16 protein-coding genes and 1 pseudogene are annotated in these 21211 nt (G+C 41.5%); 4 read left to right on the top strand and 13 right to left on the bottom strand.

Annotated elements, in window-relative coordinates; genetic code table 11:
* Window positions 1-39: 39 nt before the first annotated feature.
* On the bottom strand, window positions 40-1521 hold the full coding sequence (locus tag CD03_RS0124710) for a UxaA family hydrolase (RefSeq protein WP_027295899.1): 1482 nt from the start codon (window positions 1519-1521) through the stop codon (window positions 40-42).
* A gap of 228 nt (window positions 1522-1749) precedes the next feature.
* Here CD03_RS0124710 and CD03_RS0124705 point away from each other — a divergent pair, with 228 nt between their 5' ends.
* The 3 genes from CD03_RS0124705 (at window position 1750) to CD03_RS0124695 (ending at window position 5476) form a co-directional block, all read left to right on the top strand.
* Window positions 1750-2757 carry a LacI family DNA-binding transcriptional regulator gene (locus CD03_RS0124705; RefSeq protein WP_027295898.1) on the top strand — a complete coding sequence of 336 codons (1008 nt, stop codon included), beginning with the start codon at window positions 1750-1752 and terminating at the stop codon, window positions 2755-2757.
* Between the two features lie 27 nt (window positions 2758-2784).
* Entirely contained in the window at window positions 2785-4209 is a 1425-nt protein-coding gene (gene uxaC, locus CD03_RS0124700; RefSeq protein ID WP_027295897.1) for a glucuronate isomerase, read from the top strand.
* 157 nt (window positions 4210-4366) lie between these two features.
* A complete protein-coding gene (locus CD03_RS0124695; protein ID WP_027295896.1) occupies window positions 4367-5476 on the top strand; it encodes a DUF362 domain-containing protein in 1110 nt (369 codons plus the stop codon).
* Window positions 5477-5632: 156 nt separating this feature from the next.
* Here the strand turns inward: CD03_RS0124695 and CD03_RS36485 are convergent, their stop codons facing one another.
* From CD03_RS36485 to CD03_RS34730, 10 genes and pseudogenes are all read right to left on the bottom strand, one after another.
* The gene (locus tag CD03_RS36485; RefSeq protein ID WP_052377965.1) at window positions 5633-6013 is read right to left on the bottom strand and encodes a hypothetical protein; all 381 of its coding nucleotides are present in this window, start codon (window positions 6011-6013) and stop codon (window positions 5633-5635) included.
* A gap of 82 nt (window positions 6014-6095) precedes the next feature.
* Window positions 6096-9095 (bottom strand): glycosyl hydrolase, encoded by a 3000-nt coding sequence (locus CD03_RS0124685; RefSeq protein ID WP_027295895.1) that lies wholly within the window; start codon window positions 9093-9095, stop codon window positions 6096-6098.
* 19 nt (window positions 9096-9114) lie between these two features.
* The gene (locus CD03_RS34740; RefSeq protein ID WP_052377964.1) at window positions 9115-9966 is read right to left on the bottom strand and encodes a carbohydrate ABC transporter permease; all 852 of its coding nucleotides are present in this window, start codon (window positions 9964-9966) and stop codon (window positions 9115-9117) included.
* A gap of 10 nt (window positions 9967-9976) precedes the next feature.
* Window positions 9977-10885 carry a carbohydrate ABC transporter permease gene (locus CD03_RS0124675; RefSeq protein ID WP_044293600.1) on the bottom strand — a complete coding sequence of 303 codons (909 nt, stop codon included), beginning with the start codon at window positions 10883-10885 and terminating at the stop codon, window positions 9977-9979.
* A 112-nt stretch (window positions 10886-10997) separates the two neighbouring features.
* Window positions 10998-11150: pseudogene (locus tag CD03_RS39650) on the bottom strand (DUF6783 domain-containing protein); the annotation flags it as partial.
* Between the two features lie 27 nt (window positions 11151-11177).
* Entirely contained in the window at window positions 11178-12548 is a 1371-nt protein-coding gene (locus tag CD03_RS0124670) for an ABC transporter substrate-binding protein (protein WP_027295893.1), read from the bottom strand.
* A 168-nt stretch (window positions 12549-12716) separates the two neighbouring features.
* Window positions 12717-14231 carry a response regulator transcription factor gene (locus tag CD03_RS0124665; RefSeq protein WP_027295892.1) on the bottom strand — a complete coding sequence of 505 codons (1515 nt, stop codon included), beginning with the start codon at window positions 14229-14231 and terminating at the stop codon, window positions 12717-12719.
* The gene (locus CD03_RS0124660) at window positions 14212-15939 is read right to left on the bottom strand and encodes a cache domain-containing sensor histidine kinase (protein ID WP_027295891.1); all 1728 of its coding nucleotides are present in this window, start codon (window positions 15937-15939) and stop codon (window positions 14212-14214) included. Before CD03_RS0124660 ends, CD03_RS0124665 begins: the two co-directional genes overlap by 20 nt.
* Before the next feature lie 163 nt (window positions 15940-16102).
* Window positions 16103-17026 (bottom strand): YitT family protein, encoded by a 924-nt coding sequence (locus CD03_RS34735; RefSeq protein WP_044289637.1) that lies wholly within the window; start codon window positions 17024-17026, stop codon window positions 16103-16105.
* An 89-nt stretch (window positions 17027-17115) separates the two neighbouring features.
* The gene (locus CD03_RS34730; protein ID WP_044289636.1) at window positions 17116-18474 is read right to left on the bottom strand and encodes a glycoside hydrolase family 140 protein; all 1359 of its coding nucleotides are present in this window, start codon (window positions 18472-18474) and stop codon (window positions 17116-17118) included.
* A gap of 189 nt (window positions 18475-18663) precedes the next feature.
* Here CD03_RS34730 and CD03_RS34725 point away from each other — a divergent pair, with 189 nt between their 5' ends.
* Window positions 18664-19473, top strand: a complete 810-nt coding sequence (locus tag CD03_RS34725) for a glycoside hydrolase family 43 protein (protein WP_161597304.1) — start codon at window positions 18664-18666, stop codon at window positions 19471-19473.
* 19 nt (window positions 19474-19492) lie between these two features.
* Here CD03_RS34725 and CD03_RS0124640 read toward each other — a convergent pair whose 3' ends face one another.
* Entirely contained in the window at window positions 19493-19816 is a 324-nt protein-coding gene (locus CD03_RS0124640) for a helix-turn-helix domain-containing protein (RefSeq protein WP_160295771.1), read from the bottom strand.
* Between the two features lie 12 nt (window positions 19817-19828).
* Complete coding sequence (locus tag CD03_RS0124635) at window positions 19829-20902, bottom strand: Gfo/Idh/MocA family protein (protein WP_027295889.1); 1074 nt, start codon at window positions 20900-20902, stop codon at window positions 19829-19831.
* Window positions 20903-21211 lie beyond the last annotated feature (309 nt).

The following is a 21211-nucleotide window of genomic DNA, read 5'->3' as shown; positions in this document are numbered from 1 at the left end:
TTACGTTGTATCTGTACTGCCGGTTCATCCTGCTTATCATTACAGGGTAACACCCTGTTTAAATATTGCCATATCGTGAAATCCTGCTTTTTCCGACTTTACCTGTTTTCCGGAAGCTACATCCAATACATAGCAGAATAATTCTTCAGCCATTTCATCCAATGTCTTCCCTTCTGCCAATTTGCCGCAGTTAAAGTCGATCCAGTTGTCCTTTCTGGTACTCAGATCTGTGTTGCTCGATATTTTTACCGTCGGTACCGGCGATGCAAACGGAGTTCCTCTACCGGTAGTAAACAGAACAATGTGCGCGCCGCCTGCCGCCAGTGCCGTAGACGCTACCAGATCATTTCCCGGAGCACTGAGCAGGTTCAGCCCTTTTTCTTCCACTGTCTCACCATATGCCAGAACTCCCGTAACCGCTGCTTTTCCACTCTTTTGTGTACAGCCCAGGGATTTATCTTCTAAAGTGGAAATTCCTCCTTTTTTATTTCCTGGAGAAGGATTTTCATAAATTGTCTGATTGTGGCTGGTGAAATAATTCTTAAAGTCATTGATCAGATCTACTGTCTGATGAAATAACTGCTGATTCTTACAGCGGTTCATCAGAAGTGTTTCCGCACCGAACATCTCCGGCACCTCTGTTAAGATCGTGGTTCCTCCTTTTGCAATCAGCATATCGGAAAAAGCCCCAACTACCGGGTTTGCTGTAATTCCGGACAAGCCATCCGAACCACCGCATTTCATACCTATGACCAGTTCCCCGGCATCTATTTTTTCTCTGCTGTCACGTCCGGCATATTCTGCTATTTCTTCTATTAATGACAGCGACTCCTGGATTTCATCTTCACAGTCCTGAGCCACCAGAAACCGCACTCTGTCCTTATCAAACTCTCCAATATATTTCTTCAGTTCATCAATATTGGAATTTTCGCATCCAAGTCCAAGAACCAGGACCCCTCCTGCATTTGGATGATTAACCAGATCAGCCAGAATTTTTCTGGTGTTTTCCTGATCTTCTCCCATTTGGGAACAGCCGTAAGGGTGCGGAAAAGCAGCAACCGCATCAATGGTTCCCTGTACATATTTCTGGGCTTTTTGTTCAATTGCATTCGCCACATTATTTACACAGCCTACCGTTGGGATAATCCAGATTTCATTTCTGATTCCAACTTTTCCGTTTTTACGCCTATACCCCTCAAAACTGGCACCTGTTCCGACCGGCATATCTGTTGGTACTTTTTCATAGGTATATTCCAGCAGTTCACCCAGCCCGGTCTGAATGTTATGAGTATGTACCCATGCGCCCGCTTCAATTGCATCCTTTGCTATACCAATTGGACTTCCATACTTTATCACCCTGCTACCTTTGCTCATCTGTTTCAGTGCAAATTTATGACCTTGCATGATATCCTCATTTAGAATCACTTCTACCCCATCTATGATGCAAGCCATCCCTTTCTTGAGGGGTTTTAATGCAACAGCTACCGTGTCACTCTGATGAATTCTGATATAATCCTGCATAATACCTTCCTTTCCTTCACTGTTTCTGACTTTTCTTATTCTTCATCCTAATTCCATGTCTTAATGATGTAAGTACTTACATTTAACTTACATCAAATAAACTTTTGTGTCAACAACATTTTTTATTTTTTAAAATATATCTTGATTTTATAGTATTAAACTATTATAATGACTTTAATTCCATTTTGTAAGCATTTACATTATTCTCAGGAAATCGAGGTAGCCCAGATGAACATCTATGATATTTCAAAAAAAGCCGGTGTATCCATTGCTACCGTATCCCGCGTGTTAAATGGAAACGAGAAAGTCAGTGCAAATACCCGTCAAAAAGTCTTAAGAGTAATGGAAGAGGAAAGTTACAGTCCAAATGCCTTTGCAAGGGGGCTGGGTCTCAATACCATGAAAACTATTGGTATTCTCTGTGCAGATTCTTCTGATGCCTATCTTGCAAGTGCCGTTTATTATCTGGAACAGGAACTTCGGCGTTTCGGCTATGATGCACTGCTGTGCTGCACCGGATATGACCTGGATCAGAAAAAGAAATATCTTGAGATATTGCTTTCCAAGCGGGTAGATGCCATTATTTTAGCAGGCTCTACTTTTGTAGAACAGGCAGATAAAAACAATGAATATCTCCGCTTTGCTGCCAGAAAAGTCCCGCTTATTCTGCTAAACGGACATTTAGATGCTCCCGGAATTTACAGTTCCCTCTGTGACGATACCGCAGCAGTTGCGGGTGCCACAGAGAGGTTCCTGGTCAGCGGAAGGAATAAGCTGCTCTTTCTCTACCGGTCCCAATCTTACAGTGGACGTCGAAAGCTGGCGGGTTTTCTAAGCGCACATAGCAAAAGAAACATACACGTGGAAAATTCACAAATGATCTGCTTTAACGGTTCCATACAGGATATCAAAGAACGGCTGCTCACTCATTATGCAAACTGTTTTCCATTTAACGCCGTAATCACCTCCGATGATGAACTTGCTATCGGCGTGCTGAAATTTGCTAAAGCTGCAGGACTTTCCATTCCCCGGGATCTGTCTATCATTGGATATAACAATTCAAAAATTGGAATCTGCTGTGATCCGGAACTGACTACGATTGACAATAAACTGGAGTTTTCTTGCAATCATGCGGTCTCTGTTTTAATGAGCGTTTTAGATGGCAAGAAAGTACCTGCTAAAACGGTCATTACCGCTGAAATCATTTTGCGGCAATCCACAGATGATCACTTTTAATTCAAACCCTTAAGGAGGATTTTAACTATGAAACAATTTATGGACAAAGAATTTTTACTTTCAACACCCACTGCCAGCAGACTTTTTCATGAATATGCAGATACTTGTCCTGTGCTGGATTATCATTGCCACATTAACCCCAGGGAAATAGCAGAAGATAAACAATTTTCCAACATAACAGAAGTATGGCTGGGCGGAGATCATTATAAGTGGCGCCAAATGCGTTCCAATGGAATTGATGAATACTACATAACAGGCGACGCATCTCCCCGGGAAAAATTCCAGAAGTGGGCGGAAACGTTGGAAAAAGCAATTGGCAATCCTCTTTACCACTGGAGTCATCTGGAACTTCAGCGCTATTTTGGATATACCGGCATCTTAAACCGGGATACGGCAGAAGAAGTCTGGAATCTCTGCAATCAGAAATTACAGGATCCTTCTATGTCCGTCCGTAATATTATTAAAATGTCGAATGTAACTCTGATCTGTACAACGGATGATCCCATTGATACGCTGGAATGGCATAAGATGATCAAAGAAGACAGCAGTTTTGATGTTGCAGTCCTTCCGGCATGGCGCCCGGATAAGGCTATGAACATAGAAAAAGCAGACTTTACAGAATATCTTGCTAAACTTGCAACAGCAAGCGGCACACAAATTAAAGATTTTGCTTCCCTGAAGGATGCGCTCAGAAACCGGATGGATTTCTTCCATAATAATGGCTGTCTGGTATCTGACCACGCTTTGGAATTTGTTTACTACAGCCCGGCTGATGAATCCGAGATAGAAGCCATCCTGAAAAAGAGACTTTCCGGAAATACCGTTACAAGAGAGGAAGAATTAAAGTTTAAAACGGCATTTATGCTTTTTGCAGGACGGGAATATCATCGCCTTGGGTGGGCTATGCAATTGCATTTTGGATGCAAAAGAGATAACAACTCCTTAAGCTTTCGCAAGCTTGGACCGGATACCGGATATGACTGCATTAACAACTATGCTCCTTCTGCTTTGGCTGCGGATTACCTTAATGCCCTCATCTGCACAGACCAGCTTCCAAAAACGATCCTGTACTCCCTGAATCCAAATGATAATGCCTATATTGACGCTATCCTGGGATGCTTTCAGGACTCTTGTGCTATTGGGAAAATGCAGCATGGCAGTGCATGGTGGTTCAATGATCACAAACAGGGCATGACCGACCAGATGATTTCCCTTGCAAATCTTGGATTGTTAAGCAACTTTATTGGGATGCTTACGGATTCCCGCAGCTTTTTATCCTACACCCGTCATGAATATTTCCGCCGCATCCTGTGTGATCTGATTGGAGGCTGGGTAGAAAATGGAGAATATCCGGAAGATTATCAGGCATTAGGAGAAATCGTTAAGGGGATTTCATATAATAATGCAGTGCGGTATTTTGGATTTGATTTAGAAAATACACAGGAATCATAACTTAATTTACAGAAATTTTCCCGGGCGGCGAACAAAATCATTTGACTTAAAGTATGCTTTAAGTATTATAATTTATTTAACACAGCTTCTGTGCCCGCCTGGCAAATCATAATTCTGGTGCGCATCTGGAAGCAATAACGTTATCAGGAGGTAATCTATGGGAAAATCCAAGGTATATTTTACAAACTTACATACCAGAAACAATGACAATCTACAGCAAAAACTTGCACGTCTGATTAAAAAGGCAGGCATTGGCGATATTGATTTTAACAAAAAATATGCGGCAATTAAAATTCATTTCGGCGAGCCGGGGAATCTGGCTTATCTACGTCCAAACTACGCAAAGACCGTAGTGGATGTGATTAAGGAACTGGGTGGTAAACCGTTTCTCACAGACTGCAATACCCTTTATGTGGGGGGACGCAAAAATGCCCTGGACCATATCCAGAGCGCTTATGAAAACGGATTTTCTCCTTTTTCCACCGGATGCCATATCTTAATCGGTGACGGATTAAAGGGAACAGACGAGACCCTGGTTCCTGTAGAGGGCGGCGAATATGTGAAGGAAGCAAAAATCGGGCATGCTATTATGGATGCGGATATTTTCATCACACTGACACATTTTAAAGGCCATGAAGCTACCGGCTTCGGCGGAACTTTGAAAAATATAGGGATGGGATGCGGATCCCGTGCCGGTAAAATGGAAATGCACAGTGCCGGCAAACCATTTATTAAAACAGATGAATGTATCGGATGCGGCATGTGCAGCAAGATCTGTGCTCACGATGCAGCCGTTGTCACAGATAAAAAGGCTTCCATTAACCATGATAAATGTGTAGGATGCGGCAGATGTATCGGTGTCTGTCCCCAGGATGCCGTTAAAGCAGCCTCAGATGAATCCAACGATATTTTAAACCGTAAAATCGCAGAATACAGTAAAGCAGTGGTAAGCAAAAGACCGCAGTTCCACATCAGTCTTGTCATGGATGTTTCACCGTATTGTGACTGTCACGGCGAAAATGACATACCAATCGTTCCGGACGTGGGCATGTTCGCTTCTTTTGATCCGGTTGCACTGGATGTTGCCTGCGCAGATGCAGTAAATAAACAGCCTGTAATTCCCGGAAGCCTTTTGGATAAAAGCACAGACCACTCTCATGACCACTTTCATGCCGTTAGCCCGGATACTGACTGGAAAGTTGGTATTGAGCATGCCGTTAAGATTGGGCTTGGGAATAAAGAATATGAATTAATTGAATTAAAATAAAAGTAGGCACAGGGTATGATAAGTACCCCCCATTGCACCAACGGCAGATATCAGGATTTAAGCAGCAAGATAAATTAGAAATATGACACCCTGTTCCAGTCTGTCAAAGCGCTGTTCCCTCGGAAAAACAGCGCTTTTATTTATTTACATAATTTATTATCTAATCCACCATATGATCCCCATTCCAATCAGCACAATGCCCAGAATCCTGCCTATAAGAATACTCTTCTTTACGCCTGTCAGCTGTATCGTCTGAGGCGTACAGAAGGGAAACAGGGTTATGGCTGCCCCCAGAATTACAATCATCAGGCAGACGACCCATTCCCCCAGAATAAACGATGCAAAAGTACAAAGGATCATAGGTACAAATATCAATACCAGAAACAGTTTTTCATACTTCTTCGCAAAGCTTAGAAAATTTTCGCAATCCTCTTTACACTTTTCACCACAAAAAGTACAGGTAAGCCCATCTATTTTTTCAATAACAGCATTTTCTATCCCTTCGGGAATTTTTTTATTGCAGTACATACACTTCATAGTTCAAACCACTCCTTTTTCAAAGAACTTTTCCGTTATGTACTTAGAATAGCTCATACTTCCGCTGATTGCAATCCCCTGTTTACTTTTGAGTTGGTGTGGTATCAGGATTCATCTGGATTCTGTCTGATTCACTGACACCGCCACATCCAAATGGTACAAATGAATACCTCTGTGTCCAGGTAGTCTCCTGGGTGATATCGGGATTTACAATCTTATCCTCATATCCATAAATTCCTTTAAAGGTATTTGGTCCAACATAATTATTCTCACCCTTCATGTGATGATGGGGTCCAAGCAGATTCCGGTTCGTTCCAAGAAGCAGTACTTCTACCTGATTCTCTCCATCCACAAGCATCTCTGTAAGATCTGTCTCATAGGGTTCCATATATAGCAGTTTGTCTTTGCCATTGCAGCTGACTTTTACTGCTGCAGCGTCTACCCTGTTCAGACAAATCCACTGATGCATACCTGCTTTCTTTTTAATGGTTGTTCTGAACTTAAGATTTCCCCTGTAAAACCACAGACCCTGGGGGGTCACATCTGCGCTTCCATTTAATTTTCGATAGTCTGACAGTATAAATCTTTCCGGGTCTGCGGTCCAATGTGTTGCTTGTCGCCAGTACCGTCCCTGGATATCTACTGAAAAATCTCCTTTTATATATATCGCCTCCGGTTCCACGGGATAATAAAAACGATTTACCTCTGTCTCAAACAGCCCTTCTACATCCTTTATATTATTCCCGGGCAAATAATATCTCAGAGTAATGGTATTCCAGCCCTCTGTCACATATTCGCCCAGTTCATATTCGTGGATTTTACGGTCCAGATACCAGCCTCCCCGACAGCTTGTAATGGATGCTTCATTACACCAGATACCGGTACAATCATCATCCTCTAAAGCTGCTATAAGTGGTGACTTGTTGCTTCTTCCATTAAAAAATCGATATTTGATATAGATCTCCCGGGCGTTTTCTCTGTTAATATGCTGATACAGCAGCGGATGCATTTGTACCACCTGCATCTCTTCGGAATAATGCTGTCCATCCAAGGAAAAGGACGCATAGTCCAGTGTCAGGGTATTCTCTCTGTCAGGTTCCCAGGTACCATCCAGCCGGTTCATAGATATTTCCTGATCTTCCTGACAGCTGCCTATTCCATCCTGTAATTCCATCAATACTGATTGATACCCGCAAAGCTTCAGTGATACCAGCGTCTCATCTTCTCCCCGGACAACAGCAAGCTGCGTTTTCTCTCCGGTTTCCGGATTCACTGTAAATGCGCTGCACTGACCTGCAACCTGTACGGTCAGTTCCCTGCTGCTGTCAACATATCGGTTCCACACATATACATAATCAGAAACATTCCGTTTTACAGCCACATGGAGACCATGGGCAAGATAGAAACCATTCTTCTCCAATACGGCTATCTTACGCTTATAATGAAGGGCTGCAAAACATTTCTGCCAAAAATTTCTGCTGTTCTGAATGACATAGCACTCATGTATCCAGCTGCCTTCCCCCTGTAATCCCGGAACCTGGCTGGTAAATAAGACAGTCCCACCGTTTTCATGAAATTTCTGAAGAAGTTTCCAGGTATATTCCTCTAAGATTTCTGCCTTTGGAACAATCACATATCGATATGCACAATTTCCGATTAAAAATCTGTCACCTTCTACACTTCCACAGTCATGGATTACCTCCTCATCTCCCAGGTCAAATCCCACCTGTATATCAAGCAGATTCTCCAAAAGTTTTCGATAAGAGGCTGCATATTCTTCCTCTATGGCGTTTTGTTTCCCGTGATATAAATACATGGTTTTCAGCGGTGTGAGTACCACCAAATCTTCTGTCCATATCCCCTTTCCCATATAGGCACCAATCCCCTCCATCCACTTTGCCACGTGATAAAATTCCTCCCACCATGGTTCCTGGTAAGAGTAAAATGCAGGATAATCCCTTTTTCGGATTCCTTTGATAGAATGAGGACCAATATGCAGAACCGGGACATTAATTCCTGCCGCTGCCTGCCAGCCCCAGATATGACACATCTGCTCAAAGCTAATATTCCATCCTGCACAGCCAAAAGTTTCTGAAAGTACTTTTTTTCTGCCATACTGCTTTGCTGCACTGGTTACCTGTTTTGTCAGAAGAACAGGCGTAATCCGCCTCCCTAAATGGTCAATCCCAGGCATCTGCATGTATTTATATTTCGGCATGACCCCTGCTGTACTGCTCATCTGATGTATAAAGCTGTCTTCCCCTGGAAAATGCCCGGTAAATATAACTCCATTTTTTTCACACCAGTCATAGATCTGACCTGCAAAATTCTGCTGCATCATCTCCTGTACGGTATCCCAGTAATCTTTTCTGTATTGGTCCGTAAAATCTGTATTCTCTTCAAAAAGATACATATTCCTTAAGAAGGAATACCCATTGCGCTTCTGGAAATATGCTTCCAGCTCCTCACTGTAAGGCAGTCCCTGAAAACTATACTGTGGCTCGTCTGTAAAGAATCCGGGAACAACCGTTCCAAAATACTCTCCCAGTTCCTTTTTATATCGTTCATGTGTTACCTCTATGAACTTTTTTGTCACTTTCTCAGACAGTAGATCTACATAGTCCGGTTCTGTCATATAACAGAAGAACAGCTCACTTTCCGATTCTTCTGCCGGTTCATAACCCTCAATTGATTTACGGAAGGATGCAAGGAAATGACTTTTCACAACCTCTTCTCTATTTCTTGTTGCTGCTAAATACTTTGCCTGGTATTCGACGCCGCATCCATTGACAAGTCCCCCTGCAAATCCGCTGGGCCAACCATCCTCATCATAAATCCAGGCTTCCATCTGTAGCTGCTTTGCTTTTTCAGCTGCTGTTCGGCAGGCACGGAACCATTCGTCAGATAGATATGGTGTAATAAGACCCGCTCGGGAATGCATAAAAAATCCTTTTAGACCCTGATCATAAAACTCCTGGATTCTCTGGCAGATGCTTTCATCATCCATTTCCTCATTCCATGCCCAGAAGCTTAAGGGAGCATAAGCGTTTAAATCCAGTTCCGGTAATTGTTGTCGTTCCATTCTTTTTCCTCCTTGTGTCTTATTCCTTAACTGCTCCGCCGGTGAGCCCTGCCACAATCTGATTTGAGAACAGGAAGTAAAGCACCACTACAGGAACAAGGGTAATTACAACGGCGGCAAATGCATAATTCCAGTTTTTCAGAAAACTCTCCATATATTTATAAACACCCAGGGTAAGCGTTCTCACATTTGCCTTACCCAAAAATACCAGCGGCATATAAAAATCGTTCCAAATCGTAACCGAGTTAATTAGTGCAATGGTTGCCAGCACTGGTTTACAAATCGGCAGTATAATTCTCCAATAGATTGTAAATTCTCCTGCTCCGTCCAGTCTGGCTGACTCCTCCAACGCCTCCGGTATGGTGCTGAAAAATTTGGAAAAGACAAACACGGGAAAGGACATTCCTGCACCGTACAGCAATATTAATCCCAACAGATTATTTAAGAGACCAAGACTTCGCAAAATAATAAACAGTGGAAGAAGCCCCAGTTGTATAGGAAACATCAGGCCAAGCATAAAATAGGTCTGTACTGCACCTTTCATTTTAAATTTATAACGTGAAAGACCGTATGCGGTCATAGAAGCCAGAAAAATTAATAGGGAAATTCCACCCACGGTTAATATGATACTATTCATGAAATATCTCAAAAAATGATCCTGCGTCAATACCCTTTTGAAGCTATCCAACGTAAATTCCGCAGGTATACCAAAAGTATTTTTAATCAGTTCCCCTTTTGACTTAAAAGAATTTAAAACTGTAATTCCAATAACTAAAATTGTGCTTAATGTTACAATAAAGAGCATTACGGAAAAGATGCCTCTGACCGTTTTTTCTCCTGCTGACCGGATAATTTTCTTTTCTTTATTCATTTTCCACCTCCTAATACTCGTATTCTACTTTAGACAGCAGCCTATTCTGAATCATGGATACTGTGAAAATGATGAAGAACATGACCACACTGATTGCTGATCCAAATCCCATATTCGACTGACCATTCAATGCACTGCCGAAGGTGTAACGGTAAAATACCATATTTACAAAATCCAGGGAATTATTTACTCCTCCGGTAGCACCACCCAGGATATATGGAAGGTCAAAAATACCCAGTGCCCAGATTGTACTCATTATGATATTCGTAGCACAGGACGGAATGGACAGTGGTATCACAATTTTATACAGACGCTGCCAGTCATTACATCCATCAATCATGCTTGCCTCAATAACAGAGTCCGGAATATCCTGCATGTTCGCATAGAATATCATCATACCGGTACCGATCCCCTGCCACATAATTACGATTACCATCAAGGTAAACGCAAGTTTGGGGTTGCCAAACCAACTGCTTTTTTCAAGCCCCACAGAAGTCAGCATTTTATTCATAAAGCCGATATTAGGATCAAATAGTATAGTAGCAAAGAAACTGACTATGGTTGTACTGATTACATAGGGAAGAAACAGCATGAAACGATAGTATTTATGGCCTTTGATTTTAATGTATAAAAGATATGCAAGTCCAAACTGGATGGGTGTTATAATAACCAGAACTACAACCATATATTTGATATTATTTTTCAGAGCGTGAAAGAAAGTAGGTGAAATCCGGGAGTCCGTAAGAAGTACCCGAAAGTTTTCCAGTCCGGTAAACTTCATTTCCCCTAGCCCTGACCATTCATGTAAGCTGATAAACATAGCAAAAAATATTGGTACAATGATGAATACCGTATACATAATAAATCCCGGGGCTATGAATCCAATATACGGTCTTTTTTTCCTAATTTTATTCTTCATATTTATACCCATTGCATATTACAGGCTTACCTGCAATACTGCCACAAAAAACAGGTGAAAGAATCACAGTGTGGCTGCCTTTCCGTTTTAAAATTTTCTTTCACCGTTCCTCCTAAAAAGGATGCCCAAAGAATGATTCTTGGACATCCTCGAGAGCGTGTTGCAAATTGCTTTCTGACCGCTGCGCGTCACAGTTTGTGGGAGATTTGTCCCGAAGGAAGGGCACGCAGCGGGCTACGTAACCTGAATCGGGGACAAATATGCCGCAAAGCGGGGCGCTTTTTAAGTGATATTACTGCATGACTTCTCCAAGATTATCCAACAATTCCTGGACCGTCATAGCTTTCGATGCTACTTTTACGGAATCTTCCTCCCATACACTGGTAGCAGATGCACCCTCTTTATTATATTTTGACAAATTTGACTGCCAACTGGTAAACGTTTCATCACAATCAGAAATTTCTTTAGCCACTTCATTAGAAGATTCAATTTTAGGGCTTCCGGAAACACTTCCCAGGGTTTGTACCCAATTGGTCTGCGCTTCCAGAGTAGCACAGTAGTTTAAGAATGCCATTGCGGCCTCTTTATTTTCTGTGCCGCTGTATGCAGAGAATCCATTAGCAAAGGTTCCTACCATACCTGAGGTGCCTTCTTCACTTGGAATCTGGAATGCTCCCAGATTTAAATCCGGATTATTTTCCTGAAAAGACGTGGTACTCCAGGAGCCTCCCACAAACATTGCTGCTTCTCCCGTAGTAAATGCCAGACTGGAACCATCATCATCTACTCCCAGCCATCCGTCTCCAAAATAGCCCTTGTCTGCCCATTCAAGCATTTTATTCAGAATATTCCCGAACCGTTCATCATTTGCTTTTGAACTGTAATCAGCTAATCCTCTGGTGTATTCCGGTTCTAAAGCAGATCCCATTGGCTCTACAAAAAACAGGAGCGGCCAACTTGTCATACCGGATAAGGAAATTGGGATTTTACCGCCCTCATCCAGGGCAGCCAGCAATTTTTCATATTCGCTGAATGTTTTCGGTACCTCTAAGCCAAGTTCATTGAAGATATCCTTATTGTAATAACAGGTTCTGGTATCAAATGTCATCCACGGTACGGAATAACGCTTACCGCCTATGGTTGCCAGGCCATAAGAAGATTCCTCCAGATCACCCATGTCAACAGCATCTGTAATATCCATAATTGCTCCCTGGGACACATATTCTGCCATCTGGGCCGTAGCTGTTCCATTTGTCCAGAAAATATCCGGTGCCTCACCTGCCTGAATTGACGTAGCCAGCAGGCTGTAATACTGATCGCTGGGTTTCACCTCATATTCTACCTCAACATCCGGATACTTCTCATTAAAGCCCTCAATCAACTGGTCTAAGGCATTTTCAAAATCCGTACTGTGTTCCCAGATAATAAGCTTCCCTGAAATATCAGCTCCTGCACTTTTCTCTGTATCTGCACTTTGTCCTGTTTCCGTATTCGCCTCTGTTTCTGTTCCTTTCTCTGTCTGTCCCTGTTCCACTGTTTCTGCTGCCAAAGTCTCCTTAGCAGTCTCCTGTACTTTTTCTGTTTCACCCTTACCGCAACCACCAAGCATGGTTCCAATCAGCGCTGCACTGAGCAGTCCGCATAAAATTTTTCTGTACTTCATTTTCTATCCCTCCATTTTTTTGTGCTCCGGAACTTTTGATAATTCTATTATAAATTTTTATACAAAATAAGACAATGAACATTCTTTTTCAAAAAGTTCATTGTCTTATCCCTCTTTTAACACAGTTGTTTATTTTCGTACAAAAAAATTCACAATCTCACACTGGATTCACTTTTTTAAACCATTTCTGTATTCACGGATCGTAATACCCGTAATTTTCTTGAACAAACGGATCATATAATTCACATTATGAAACCCGGTAAGCTCCGAAATTGCCTCCAGAGAATAGGACCCGCTATGAAGATACTCTTTAACTTCTCCTATTCGTTTCTCATTGATATAGTTTATAAAGGTAGTGCCTGTATACTTTTTAAACATCTGGCAGAAATAGTTAACACTCATATAAAACCGCCCTGACACCTCAGCCAGCGTCATCTGCTCTTTAAAATGTTCATCGATATATCTTAAAACTTTAGGAAAATCATCTGATTGATCCAATTTTTTTAAAATTGCTGTTATAAATCTGCCTATATGATCTATGGTAATATTCTTAAGAACCTTCATGCTGTATACGTCATATAATTCCTGATAGCTTAGATCATATTCCATGAATGCCTCTTTTTCCCCTTCTAAATGATAAAATTTTATCACATCACTTAACAAAACATGGAAGCTTTTCAGTATTGTTTCCTTTATACTCTCCGGCAATACTTTACGTATCCTGCACTGTACCAGATAGTCTTCCAGTTGTTCAATGAACCTTCTCATCCCATCCTCACTTATCAGACTTTCTATATCCAGCTGCAGATCCAGATAACACTTCTCTGATGGAATATCTGCAAATATTTCCCGTTTATCATAGAAACGGTATTCAAGATTTTTAAGCGCTGTCTCATAATTTTCCTTCATCTGTCTTTGGTCATCAAACAGCCCGCTGATTCCCATAGCCAAGGACCGGTTCACATATAGCCTGGTATTCTGCTCCAACCTGTAATAGACACCGGATACCCTTTCCAGCCGGTTGCTATCCTCCATATCCTTCATAAATTGGAAGATTAGAAACATCCTGCCCTGACGATCCCGCAAAAGAGTGGCACATTTCGTCTGAGCTACCGCATCGTCCAGGACCTGAAACAGCATGTCCTCATCCAGATTCTGCGTTTTCTCTCTGCCGGAATCATCATATTCTTCCCAAAGCTTCAATGCCGCAATCTGATACATTACCTCCTCGCAAGAAGGTTCTCTATCCGGCCATATCCCAGGTTTTTCCTTTTGGGACAAAGACACTGCCGGAGCTTCACTGCCGGTCTCACTCTGTTTCTTTTTATAGATTTCCCGAAGCTCATTGACCAGAATATCCTCACATACCTCCTGCTTGAGCATGTATTTATCCGCGCCCAGATCCATGGCATCCCGTACATATTCAAAGTTTTCATGGCAGCTTATAATAACAATGCCGCAGTTATAATTACATGCCTTTAGCGCTTTGATATATTCCAGTCCACTCATCTGTGCCATCTCAATATCAGTCAGAACGATATCCACTTCATCCCGTTCCATATATGCCAAAGCTTCCTTCGCCGTTGCAAAAGTACCTTTTACCTCAATATCCTCGTATCCTTCCAGATAAGTCTTTATTCCTAAACGAACCAGTACCTCATCATCAACAATCATTACTTTCATTTCTGAATCCCCCCTGCTTCTCAACCGGCAGCAGATAGCTGACCTTGGTTCCTTTTCCAATCACACTCTCGATCGTCATACCAAAAGGTTCTCCATACTCTAGTTTAAGCATCTGCTGTACATTTTCCAGTCCGATTCTCGTGTGCCTGGTATCCGGATCTCTTTTTTCCTTTAATTGCCCTACCTCAAATCCCACTCCATTATCTGTAATTTCCACATGCAGATACTTATCCTGATAAACCCTGATGCAAATCATTCCAATTTTTTCTGATTGATTCAATCCATGAATAATTGCATTTTCTACAATTGGCTGTAATAGAAATCTTTTTATCTGCAGATCCATGGTATCTTCATCCGCCCGGATCATCAAGTCGAAATTTAAAAATCGGGCTTTTTGTATGTTGGCATAATTTTGCAGAAGCTCCATTTCATCCCTGATCGTATTATTTTCATCTGTCCTTTTTGACATATTCATAAAGATCTGAATCAATGATTCTATCATCTGTCTTATATTTTCCTGCTTGTTAATCACCGCAATCCATTTAATTGTGTTCAGTGAATTATAGATAAAATGAGGACTCATCTGCATCATCAGCGCCTGCATTTTGAACTCATTTTTTTCTTTTTCCTCTTCTTTTACATCCTCCATGAGGTGTTTCACTTCCTGAACCATGGTATTAAAATGATCTGTCAGCTTTTTCATCTCACCTGTTTCATGACTGTCCAACTGAATATTCAAATCACCTCTGGCAAACTGGTCCACTCCATAGGTAAGATTATTTACCGGAAGAAAAATCTGTTTTTTCAGTATCCTGAAAATTAATACCATAAACAGCAGTATCACGCACAATGACCCCCAGAACACACTGGCAATGCCCTGAAATTCCTGTAGAATCGTACTTTGGGGCATAACACTTAAAACTACGTATTTTGTATCATAGGATGTTCGGAACACCAGCAAACTTTTTTCACCTGCTATTTTCTCAGTGGTATGATTGTTCTTTTTGATACTTTTCTTATAAATCTGCGCTATTTCTCCTACCATATTCGGATCTTCTTCCGGCGACCAGACGAGTGTTCCATCTGTCAGCATAAGAAAATTTCGGGACCCACTTAGAAAATCCGTCCTTTTAAATATATTTTTCATCAAAGCTCCACTCATATAGAACCAAAGGACTCCTGCTTCTTCTTTGTCTTCGTTATAAAGCACTCTTCCTGCTATTAGTATTTCCCGTCCACGTCCGGAATAGGGGTGCACATTTTCCATGGGCAGCCAGACAAACCTCCCATTTCCCGCAGATACCTTTTCATGATATTTTTCACAGACTGCTTCCTGTTCGATAAATTTTTTACCTGTCACATACGTTTGATCCGGCCCTTCCCATATGGCAGTCAGAAGACCACTGTTTGTATTAATCAGATTATCCAGCACTTTATGTACCCTTTCCCTGGCAAATACATTATCTTCATTTTCATATCCATTGTAGTAAACCGACATCGACAGGTTTTGATACCCGGAGCAGATGTCATCCAACTGCTCCTGCATGGAATATAAATTATTTGTCTGATTTTCAATGGACATTTTATAAGCATAGTTGGAAATAGTTCTATAAAAAATGATGAAAAGCAATAGAAACGGGATAATAACCAGACATAGAAAGCTGATTGTAATCCGGTTTCTTATAGATAAGTTACGAAACCTCCCCATTCAGAAACCCCCTTTTGACAGCATTATTTCTTTCAATATAACTTGAATCTTCAATAATTACAAGAGAATATATGACTGTCTTCGGTGAAATTTCTAAAGCTATCCGACTTGTTTAATCGGGTGAGCTGAGTAAAGAACGCTTTGCGAATGGGGATTGTGTACTCTATGCTTTTTGCATCGCATTTTGCGGGAAATCCAGTCTGTTCACCCGGTCCATAGCTTCTCCTATCTGCCTGGTAGTAAACCCTTCGCCATGAACTTCATTAGATTCCATTACGATTAAAAACGATTTCGGATCTGCAGCTTTTACGGCTTTCTGAACAAAATACATTTCTTTATTATTGCAGGCACATAAGACGACCTGGCGCTCATCCTGCTTGTAGCCTCCCATTGCATTCATAATAGTAGAACCTCTGCCGCAGCACTCTTCTATCACCTCTGTAACCTCTTTTCCATGGTCGGTAACGACGATTGCCAGCTTTCCGGCATTGATTCCGTACATTACTTTGTCTACAGCCAGGGCAAAGATGAAGTTAATGATCATACCATAGATAATTCCATCTACATCTTTGAAAATAATACCGCCTGCCAATATAATTCCCACATCAGTTAAAAATGCAATTCTTCCAAGAGGCAGATAGGGCTTCAAAGCTTTCACCGCCATGATAATGAAGTCCGCACCTCCCGTAGAAGAGTTTGCCATATAAATAATTGCATATCCAAAACCACCGAAAACTCCGGTGCAGATAGCTGCCAAAAGCCTGCTTCCCTGATATACAGGCAGTAAAGGACCAATAAAATCGATCATCAGTGAAGAAATGACCATACAACGCAGTGACCGGAAGAAAAATCCTTTTCCCAGTAAACGGTAACAGATCAATGCAACCGGAATATTCAGTACTATCGTAGTTGCTCCAACCGGCAGATCAAACAGACGGTATAATATAATGGATATACCGGAAAATCCGGTCATTGGAAAGTTCGCGTGTAATGCAAAATTGTAGATGCCTATAGCGATTAAAAGACTTCCCAAAAGTTCGATCCCTATAGTTTTAAAAGTTGATTTTGTGAAAATTTTCTCTCTCATTTCAGAAACCCTCCTAAATTTAATATAATTTACAACGAAAAAAAGCCATTGCGAAATATAATAATATAATTCGCAATGGCTCTTGTCTATTACACAATATCATAGGATTCCGGATCTGTCAACACCAAAACCCAATCTCCATGACCCTCTCCTTTAAAAGGAGGATGAAATTCCATTTGCTTTTGATTCATCTTTTCATTCATCAATTGTCCTGCAAAACTGTATACCCCAGTTTCCGGATCCATCCAGTAGGTATCTAAATTATTAGGATAGGCAGATAAATCCAGCGTAAAAGGTTTCCCCAGATAAGAATAGCAGATTATAAAATCTTTTCCGGCAAATACACTGACTCTCTCGTACTTTTCTCCCTGACCGGATACCAGAAGATGACTCGCGGGAACACCATTTTGATAATCCACCTGTTCCATCAGATTTTTCAAATGCTTCATCTGGGAAGATCCTGCGTTATGTATTGCTTCTTTCCATTCCTGTTTCACCCCGAATGCCCCTTCTCCGTCTTTTTTTGTATAGAACTGCATAATGCTGTTATCCCCGTAAGTGTGCCCAAATGCACCTTCTAATACAGACCAGTAAGCGTATCTGCGGACATCCCAGGACTGCCAGTATCCCTGGGTTTTATCATGTAACCCCTGCAGTACCTGTTCATAAGACGGCTCTCCGTCAATGGTCGGTTTTATTGGAATCAGGCTATGGTCACGTTTTACATATTTCCAATTGTCTTCCCCGTAATTATCCGGGTTCTTTCCATTATCATCCCAGGACTGCATCACAAGCTGGTCATATCTGCGGTGCCCCGACTGGAACATATTAAAATCCAGCCATTCTTCTTTGTGAAACCAAATGGAGGATGAAGTCCTTCCAAAGGGATGAAACGCTACAAGCTGTCCCTTACACCCCTGTTTCAGTCTTGAACCAATTCTGCAGAATACTTCCGGCGCTGCTTCCCCTTTCACATCTCCTCCTACCAGCCAGATAATATTGGGTCTGCTGCCAAATCGATCAATTAAAAAGTCCAGGTAGGCATCAGCATTTTCCAGGTTCAGATAGCCTCTTGCCACATTTCCTCCCCATGCAGGAAGCAATGCCATATACAGGCCAAGTTCCTCCGCCATATCAACCATTGCTTCTGTTCTTTTCCAGTAATTCCCCTCCAGATCGCAGACTGCGAAATCTTCATTTACAAGGGCATTACTTCCATCAATGTTCTTCTGCGGCCACTCATGAATCAAAGTGGTCTGGATTACGTTATATCCCTTTTCTTTACGGTTTCTCAGATATCTCCAGGCTTCCTCCTCCGTTAAGTGGCTGAACATCAGCCAGGCTGTATCTCCAAGCCAAAAAAAAGGTGATTCGCCATTTGCCAGATATCTTCCGTTGCTGCTTACGCATAAGGTCCCTTTATCCCAGGGTTTCTTATTATCAATCATAGCTTTTCTCCTGCTTCTTCATTTTTATCGCACATTATAATTATTAATAGTATATCAGACAACTTTGTAAAGTTCTAATAATTTTGTTAGTATTCCGTTACGGTTTCTATTATACTAATTAGAAAACACTACCTGAATTAGCCGCAATTCACACCCGGCTTTGCGGCATAGGAGGCTGCCATGTATATTATGAGCTACTCAAAAGACGAGACACAATCCCTCTATTTAGCTTCCAGCGAAGATATGTTTCACTGGAAAGATTTAAATAACGGAGCACCTGTCCTGGATCTGAAAGACCAGGGTAAAATTATCCGGGACCCTTATTGGTTTACGGATAATCAGGGACTTTTCCATGTACTTTTCACAGATAACTGGAACAGCACGACCATCGGCCATGCCGTATCACGGGATCTGCACAGCTTTGAAATGGAAAGCTTTATTCCTGTCATGGGAGATAACAGCGACGTTGCCAACTGCTGGGCTCCTGAAGTATTTATGGACCATGAAACCAACGAATACGTACTGATCTGGTCATCCAGTTTTTATTCCAGGAACACAGACAAACGTATCTCGAATCGAATTTTCAGCTGCCGCACAGTTGATTTTAAAAGCTTTAGCAAACCGCGCAAATTTTTTGATCCCGGACATCAGGTCATTGATGCTACGGTTACTTTCAAAAACGGAATCTATTATATGGCTTTTAAAGACGAACGGGGACATAACAGTCCCGACTCTCCCTACTGCGCCATACGTACTGCTATTTCTACCAAAGCAAACGGACCTTATTACAATATATCTGCCCTGCTGACACCCTGGCGAAGCGAAGGTCCGATCCTGGTTCAGCATAATTCTGATTTTTATATGTTCTACGATTCCTTTGGTGACCAATGTTACCGGGGGATCAGAAGCAGCGACTTTGAGAACTGGACTGATATTTCAGACCAGATGGAATTCCCCGAAAATTGTAAACACGTATGCATTCGTGAATACAAAATGTAAAATGCAAAGCCTATCCTTTTTAAGGGCAGGCTTTTTGTCTGTTATTTTTATACATGCTGGGCGTTACCCGGTAAGTTTCTTTAAATTGCCTGGAAAAGTAGGAGAAGTTGTAGTACCCTGTCTCCACTGCCACTGCTCCTACCGGAAGGTTGGTATTATCGAACAGCCTTTTGGCTTCTTTTAGTCGCAGCATATTAATATATTGGTTCAGGGATATTCCGTTTTCCCTTTTAAATATGTGTGAAAGATAGGTAGGATTGAAATAAAGAGCGGCTGCGACATCATCTCTTTTAAAATCTTCGGAAAGATGTTCCATTACATATGCCTCTACCTTTTTTATCATTGCAGCATTCATCTATCGGATACACTCCATTATATCGGATACTTTGACCACATTTCCTGTCTTCATAGCCTGCTCCATAGCAGCCATAACCGCCAGCGTATGTATTCCTTCCTGTAAATCCGGCTTGGGTGTTATGCCCCTGTTCATATCTGATGCAAAATGTTCCATGTAATTCTGATATTCACCTGCATGGTGGCTTTCATTTTCAAACCGGAAATAATATCCATGCTTATCTGCGAATTCCTGCAATTTAGCTGTTTTTTGAACCGGCTCGAAATTAGTGTAATATTTCAGCTTCGGATAGCCTGCCCGGCTGATTCCTTTGGAGCCGCGGATGGTGCAGCTGATGGATTGCTCTACGGCGCTTCCAAGCGTTGGTGCAGCATAGGCTCCGGTTACACTGGCAAATCTGCCGTCTTTGTTTTTTAAGATAAACTTTAACGTATCGGGCACATCAAGACCATAGGATCTGGTATTCTCACTGACTACACCCAAACCATACACCTCTTCGATTTCCGGCAGATACCACACCGCAAGATCTACTGCATGTATCATAAAATTATACATCCAGGAAAATCCCTGCTGATGGCTCCAGGCACGTTCCAGAAACCATCTGGAATCGCTGATGTAGTGGGTTTCAATTGTCTCCACTTCTCCGTGTTTTCCGGCTTCATAGTCCCTTCTCTGCCGCAGAGCCGGCTCAAAATACCGGGAACTCTGTCCCACAAATACAGCCTTGTTCGTCTCTTTTTGTACCCGGATCAATTCTTTTGCTTCATCCAGATTAATCATCAAAGGTTTGGTACAGATAACATGCTTTCCGGCTAACAGAGCCATTTTAATATGTCTTGCATGCAGCTGGTCCGGCGTATAGATTCCGATAACATCAATCTTCGGATCTTTTAGCATCTCTTCATAACTGGTGGTGTATTTATCAATTCCAAACTCCTGACAACGCTCTTTGCACAACTCTTCATTTAAATCACAGATATTTCCCAGTTCCCACATCTTGCTGTTTAATACTGCGGATATGACACTTCTGCCTTCGCCTAATCCTAAGACACCCATTGTAAATATATGATCCATGTTCCAACCCTCCTGTTTGCTTTTTCTTAGCATAACAAAACATGGGGATAATTGCTTGTAACATGTTTGAAAATTCTTGCACTATCTTTGGATTTATGTACAAAATGAATTTTTGATTTTTGCTTTCTCTATTAAAATATAAGTCTTATATCTAATAGGATTTGCAATAGAATGACTGTATCCCAATATTATAGTTCCATATTTGAACTAGTCGAATAATTCTTCATATATTAAGTTGCTTTATAATCACTATTTTTAAATCCCTTAAATACTACTATACATATTATATTTTATAAGTTATAATATATA

Origin of the sequence: Robinsoniella sp. KNHs210 (genome assembly GCF_000686105.1) — a bacterium.
GTDB lineage: Bacteria > Bacillota > Clostridia > Lachnospirales > Lachnospiraceae > Robinsoniella > Robinsoniella peoriensis.
Note: the sequence above shows the minus strand (reverse complement) of the source record. Positions and strands in the feature narration are given on the sequence as shown.

Excerpts from the sequence above, each read along its gene's own strand:
- CD03_RS0124675 (WP_044293600.1), bottom strand. The coding sequence starts at position 10,885 with ATGAAGAATAAAATTAGGAAAAAAAGACCGTATATTGGATTCATAGCC.
- CD03_RS34735 (WP_044289637.1), bottom strand. The coding sequence starts at position 17,026 with ATGAGAGAGAAAATTTTCACAAAATCAACTTTTAAAACTATAGGGATC.
- CD03_RS0124670 (WP_027295893.1), bottom strand. The coding sequence starts at position 12,548 with ATGAAGTACAGAAAAATTTTATGCGGACTGCTCAGTGCAGCGCTGATT.
- CD03_RS34740 (WP_052377964.1), bottom strand. The coding sequence starts at position 9,966 with ATGAATAAAGAAAAGAAAATTATCCGGTCAGCAGGAGAAAAAACGGTC.
- CD03_RS0124640 (WP_160295771.1), bottom strand. The coding sequence starts at position 19,816 with ATGATAAAAAAGGTAGAGGCATATGTAATGGAACATCTTTCCGAAGAT.
- CD03_RS0124705 (WP_027295898.1), top strand. The coding sequence starts at position 1,750 with ATGAACATCTATGATATTTCAAAAAAAGCCGGTGTATCCATTGCTACC.
- CD03_RS0124685 (WP_027295895.1), bottom strand. The coding sequence starts at position 9,095 with ATGGAACGACAACAATTACCGGAACTGGATTTAAACGCTTATGCTCCC.
- CD03_RS0124695 (WP_027295896.1), top strand. The coding sequence starts at position 4,367 with ATGGGAAAATCCAAGGTATATTTTACAAACTTACATACCAGAAACAAT.
- uxaC (WP_027295897.1), top strand. The coding sequence starts at position 2,785 with ATGAAACAATTTATGGACAAAGAATTTTTACTTTCAACACCCACTGCC.
- CD03_RS0124660 (WP_027295891.1), bottom strand. The coding sequence starts at position 15,939 with ATGGGGAGGTTTCGTAACTTATCTATAAGAAACCGGATTACAATCAGC.
- CD03_RS34725 (WP_161597304.1), top strand. The coding sequence starts at position 18,664 with ATGAGCTACTCAAAAGACGAGACACAATCCCTCTATTTAGCTTCCAGC.
- CD03_RS0124635 (WP_027295889.1), bottom strand. The coding sequence starts at position 20,902 with ATGGATCATATATTTACAATGGGTGTCTTAGGATTAGGCGAAGGCAGA.
- CD03_RS36485 (WP_052377965.1), bottom strand. The coding sequence starts at position 6,013 with ATGAAGTGTATGTACTGCAATAAAAAAATTCCCGAAGGGATAGAAAAT.
- CD03_RS0124665 (WP_027295892.1), bottom strand. The coding sequence starts at position 14,231 with ATGAAAGTAATGATTGTTGATGATGAGGTACTGGTTCGTTTAGGAATA.
- CD03_RS0124710 (WP_027295899.1), bottom strand. The coding sequence starts at position 1,521 with ATGCAGGATTATATCAGAATTCATCAGAGTGACACGGTAGCTGTTGCA.
- CD03_RS34730 (WP_044289636.1), bottom strand. The coding sequence starts at position 18,474 with ATGATTGATAATAAGAAACCCTGGGATAAAGGGACCTTATGCGTAAGC.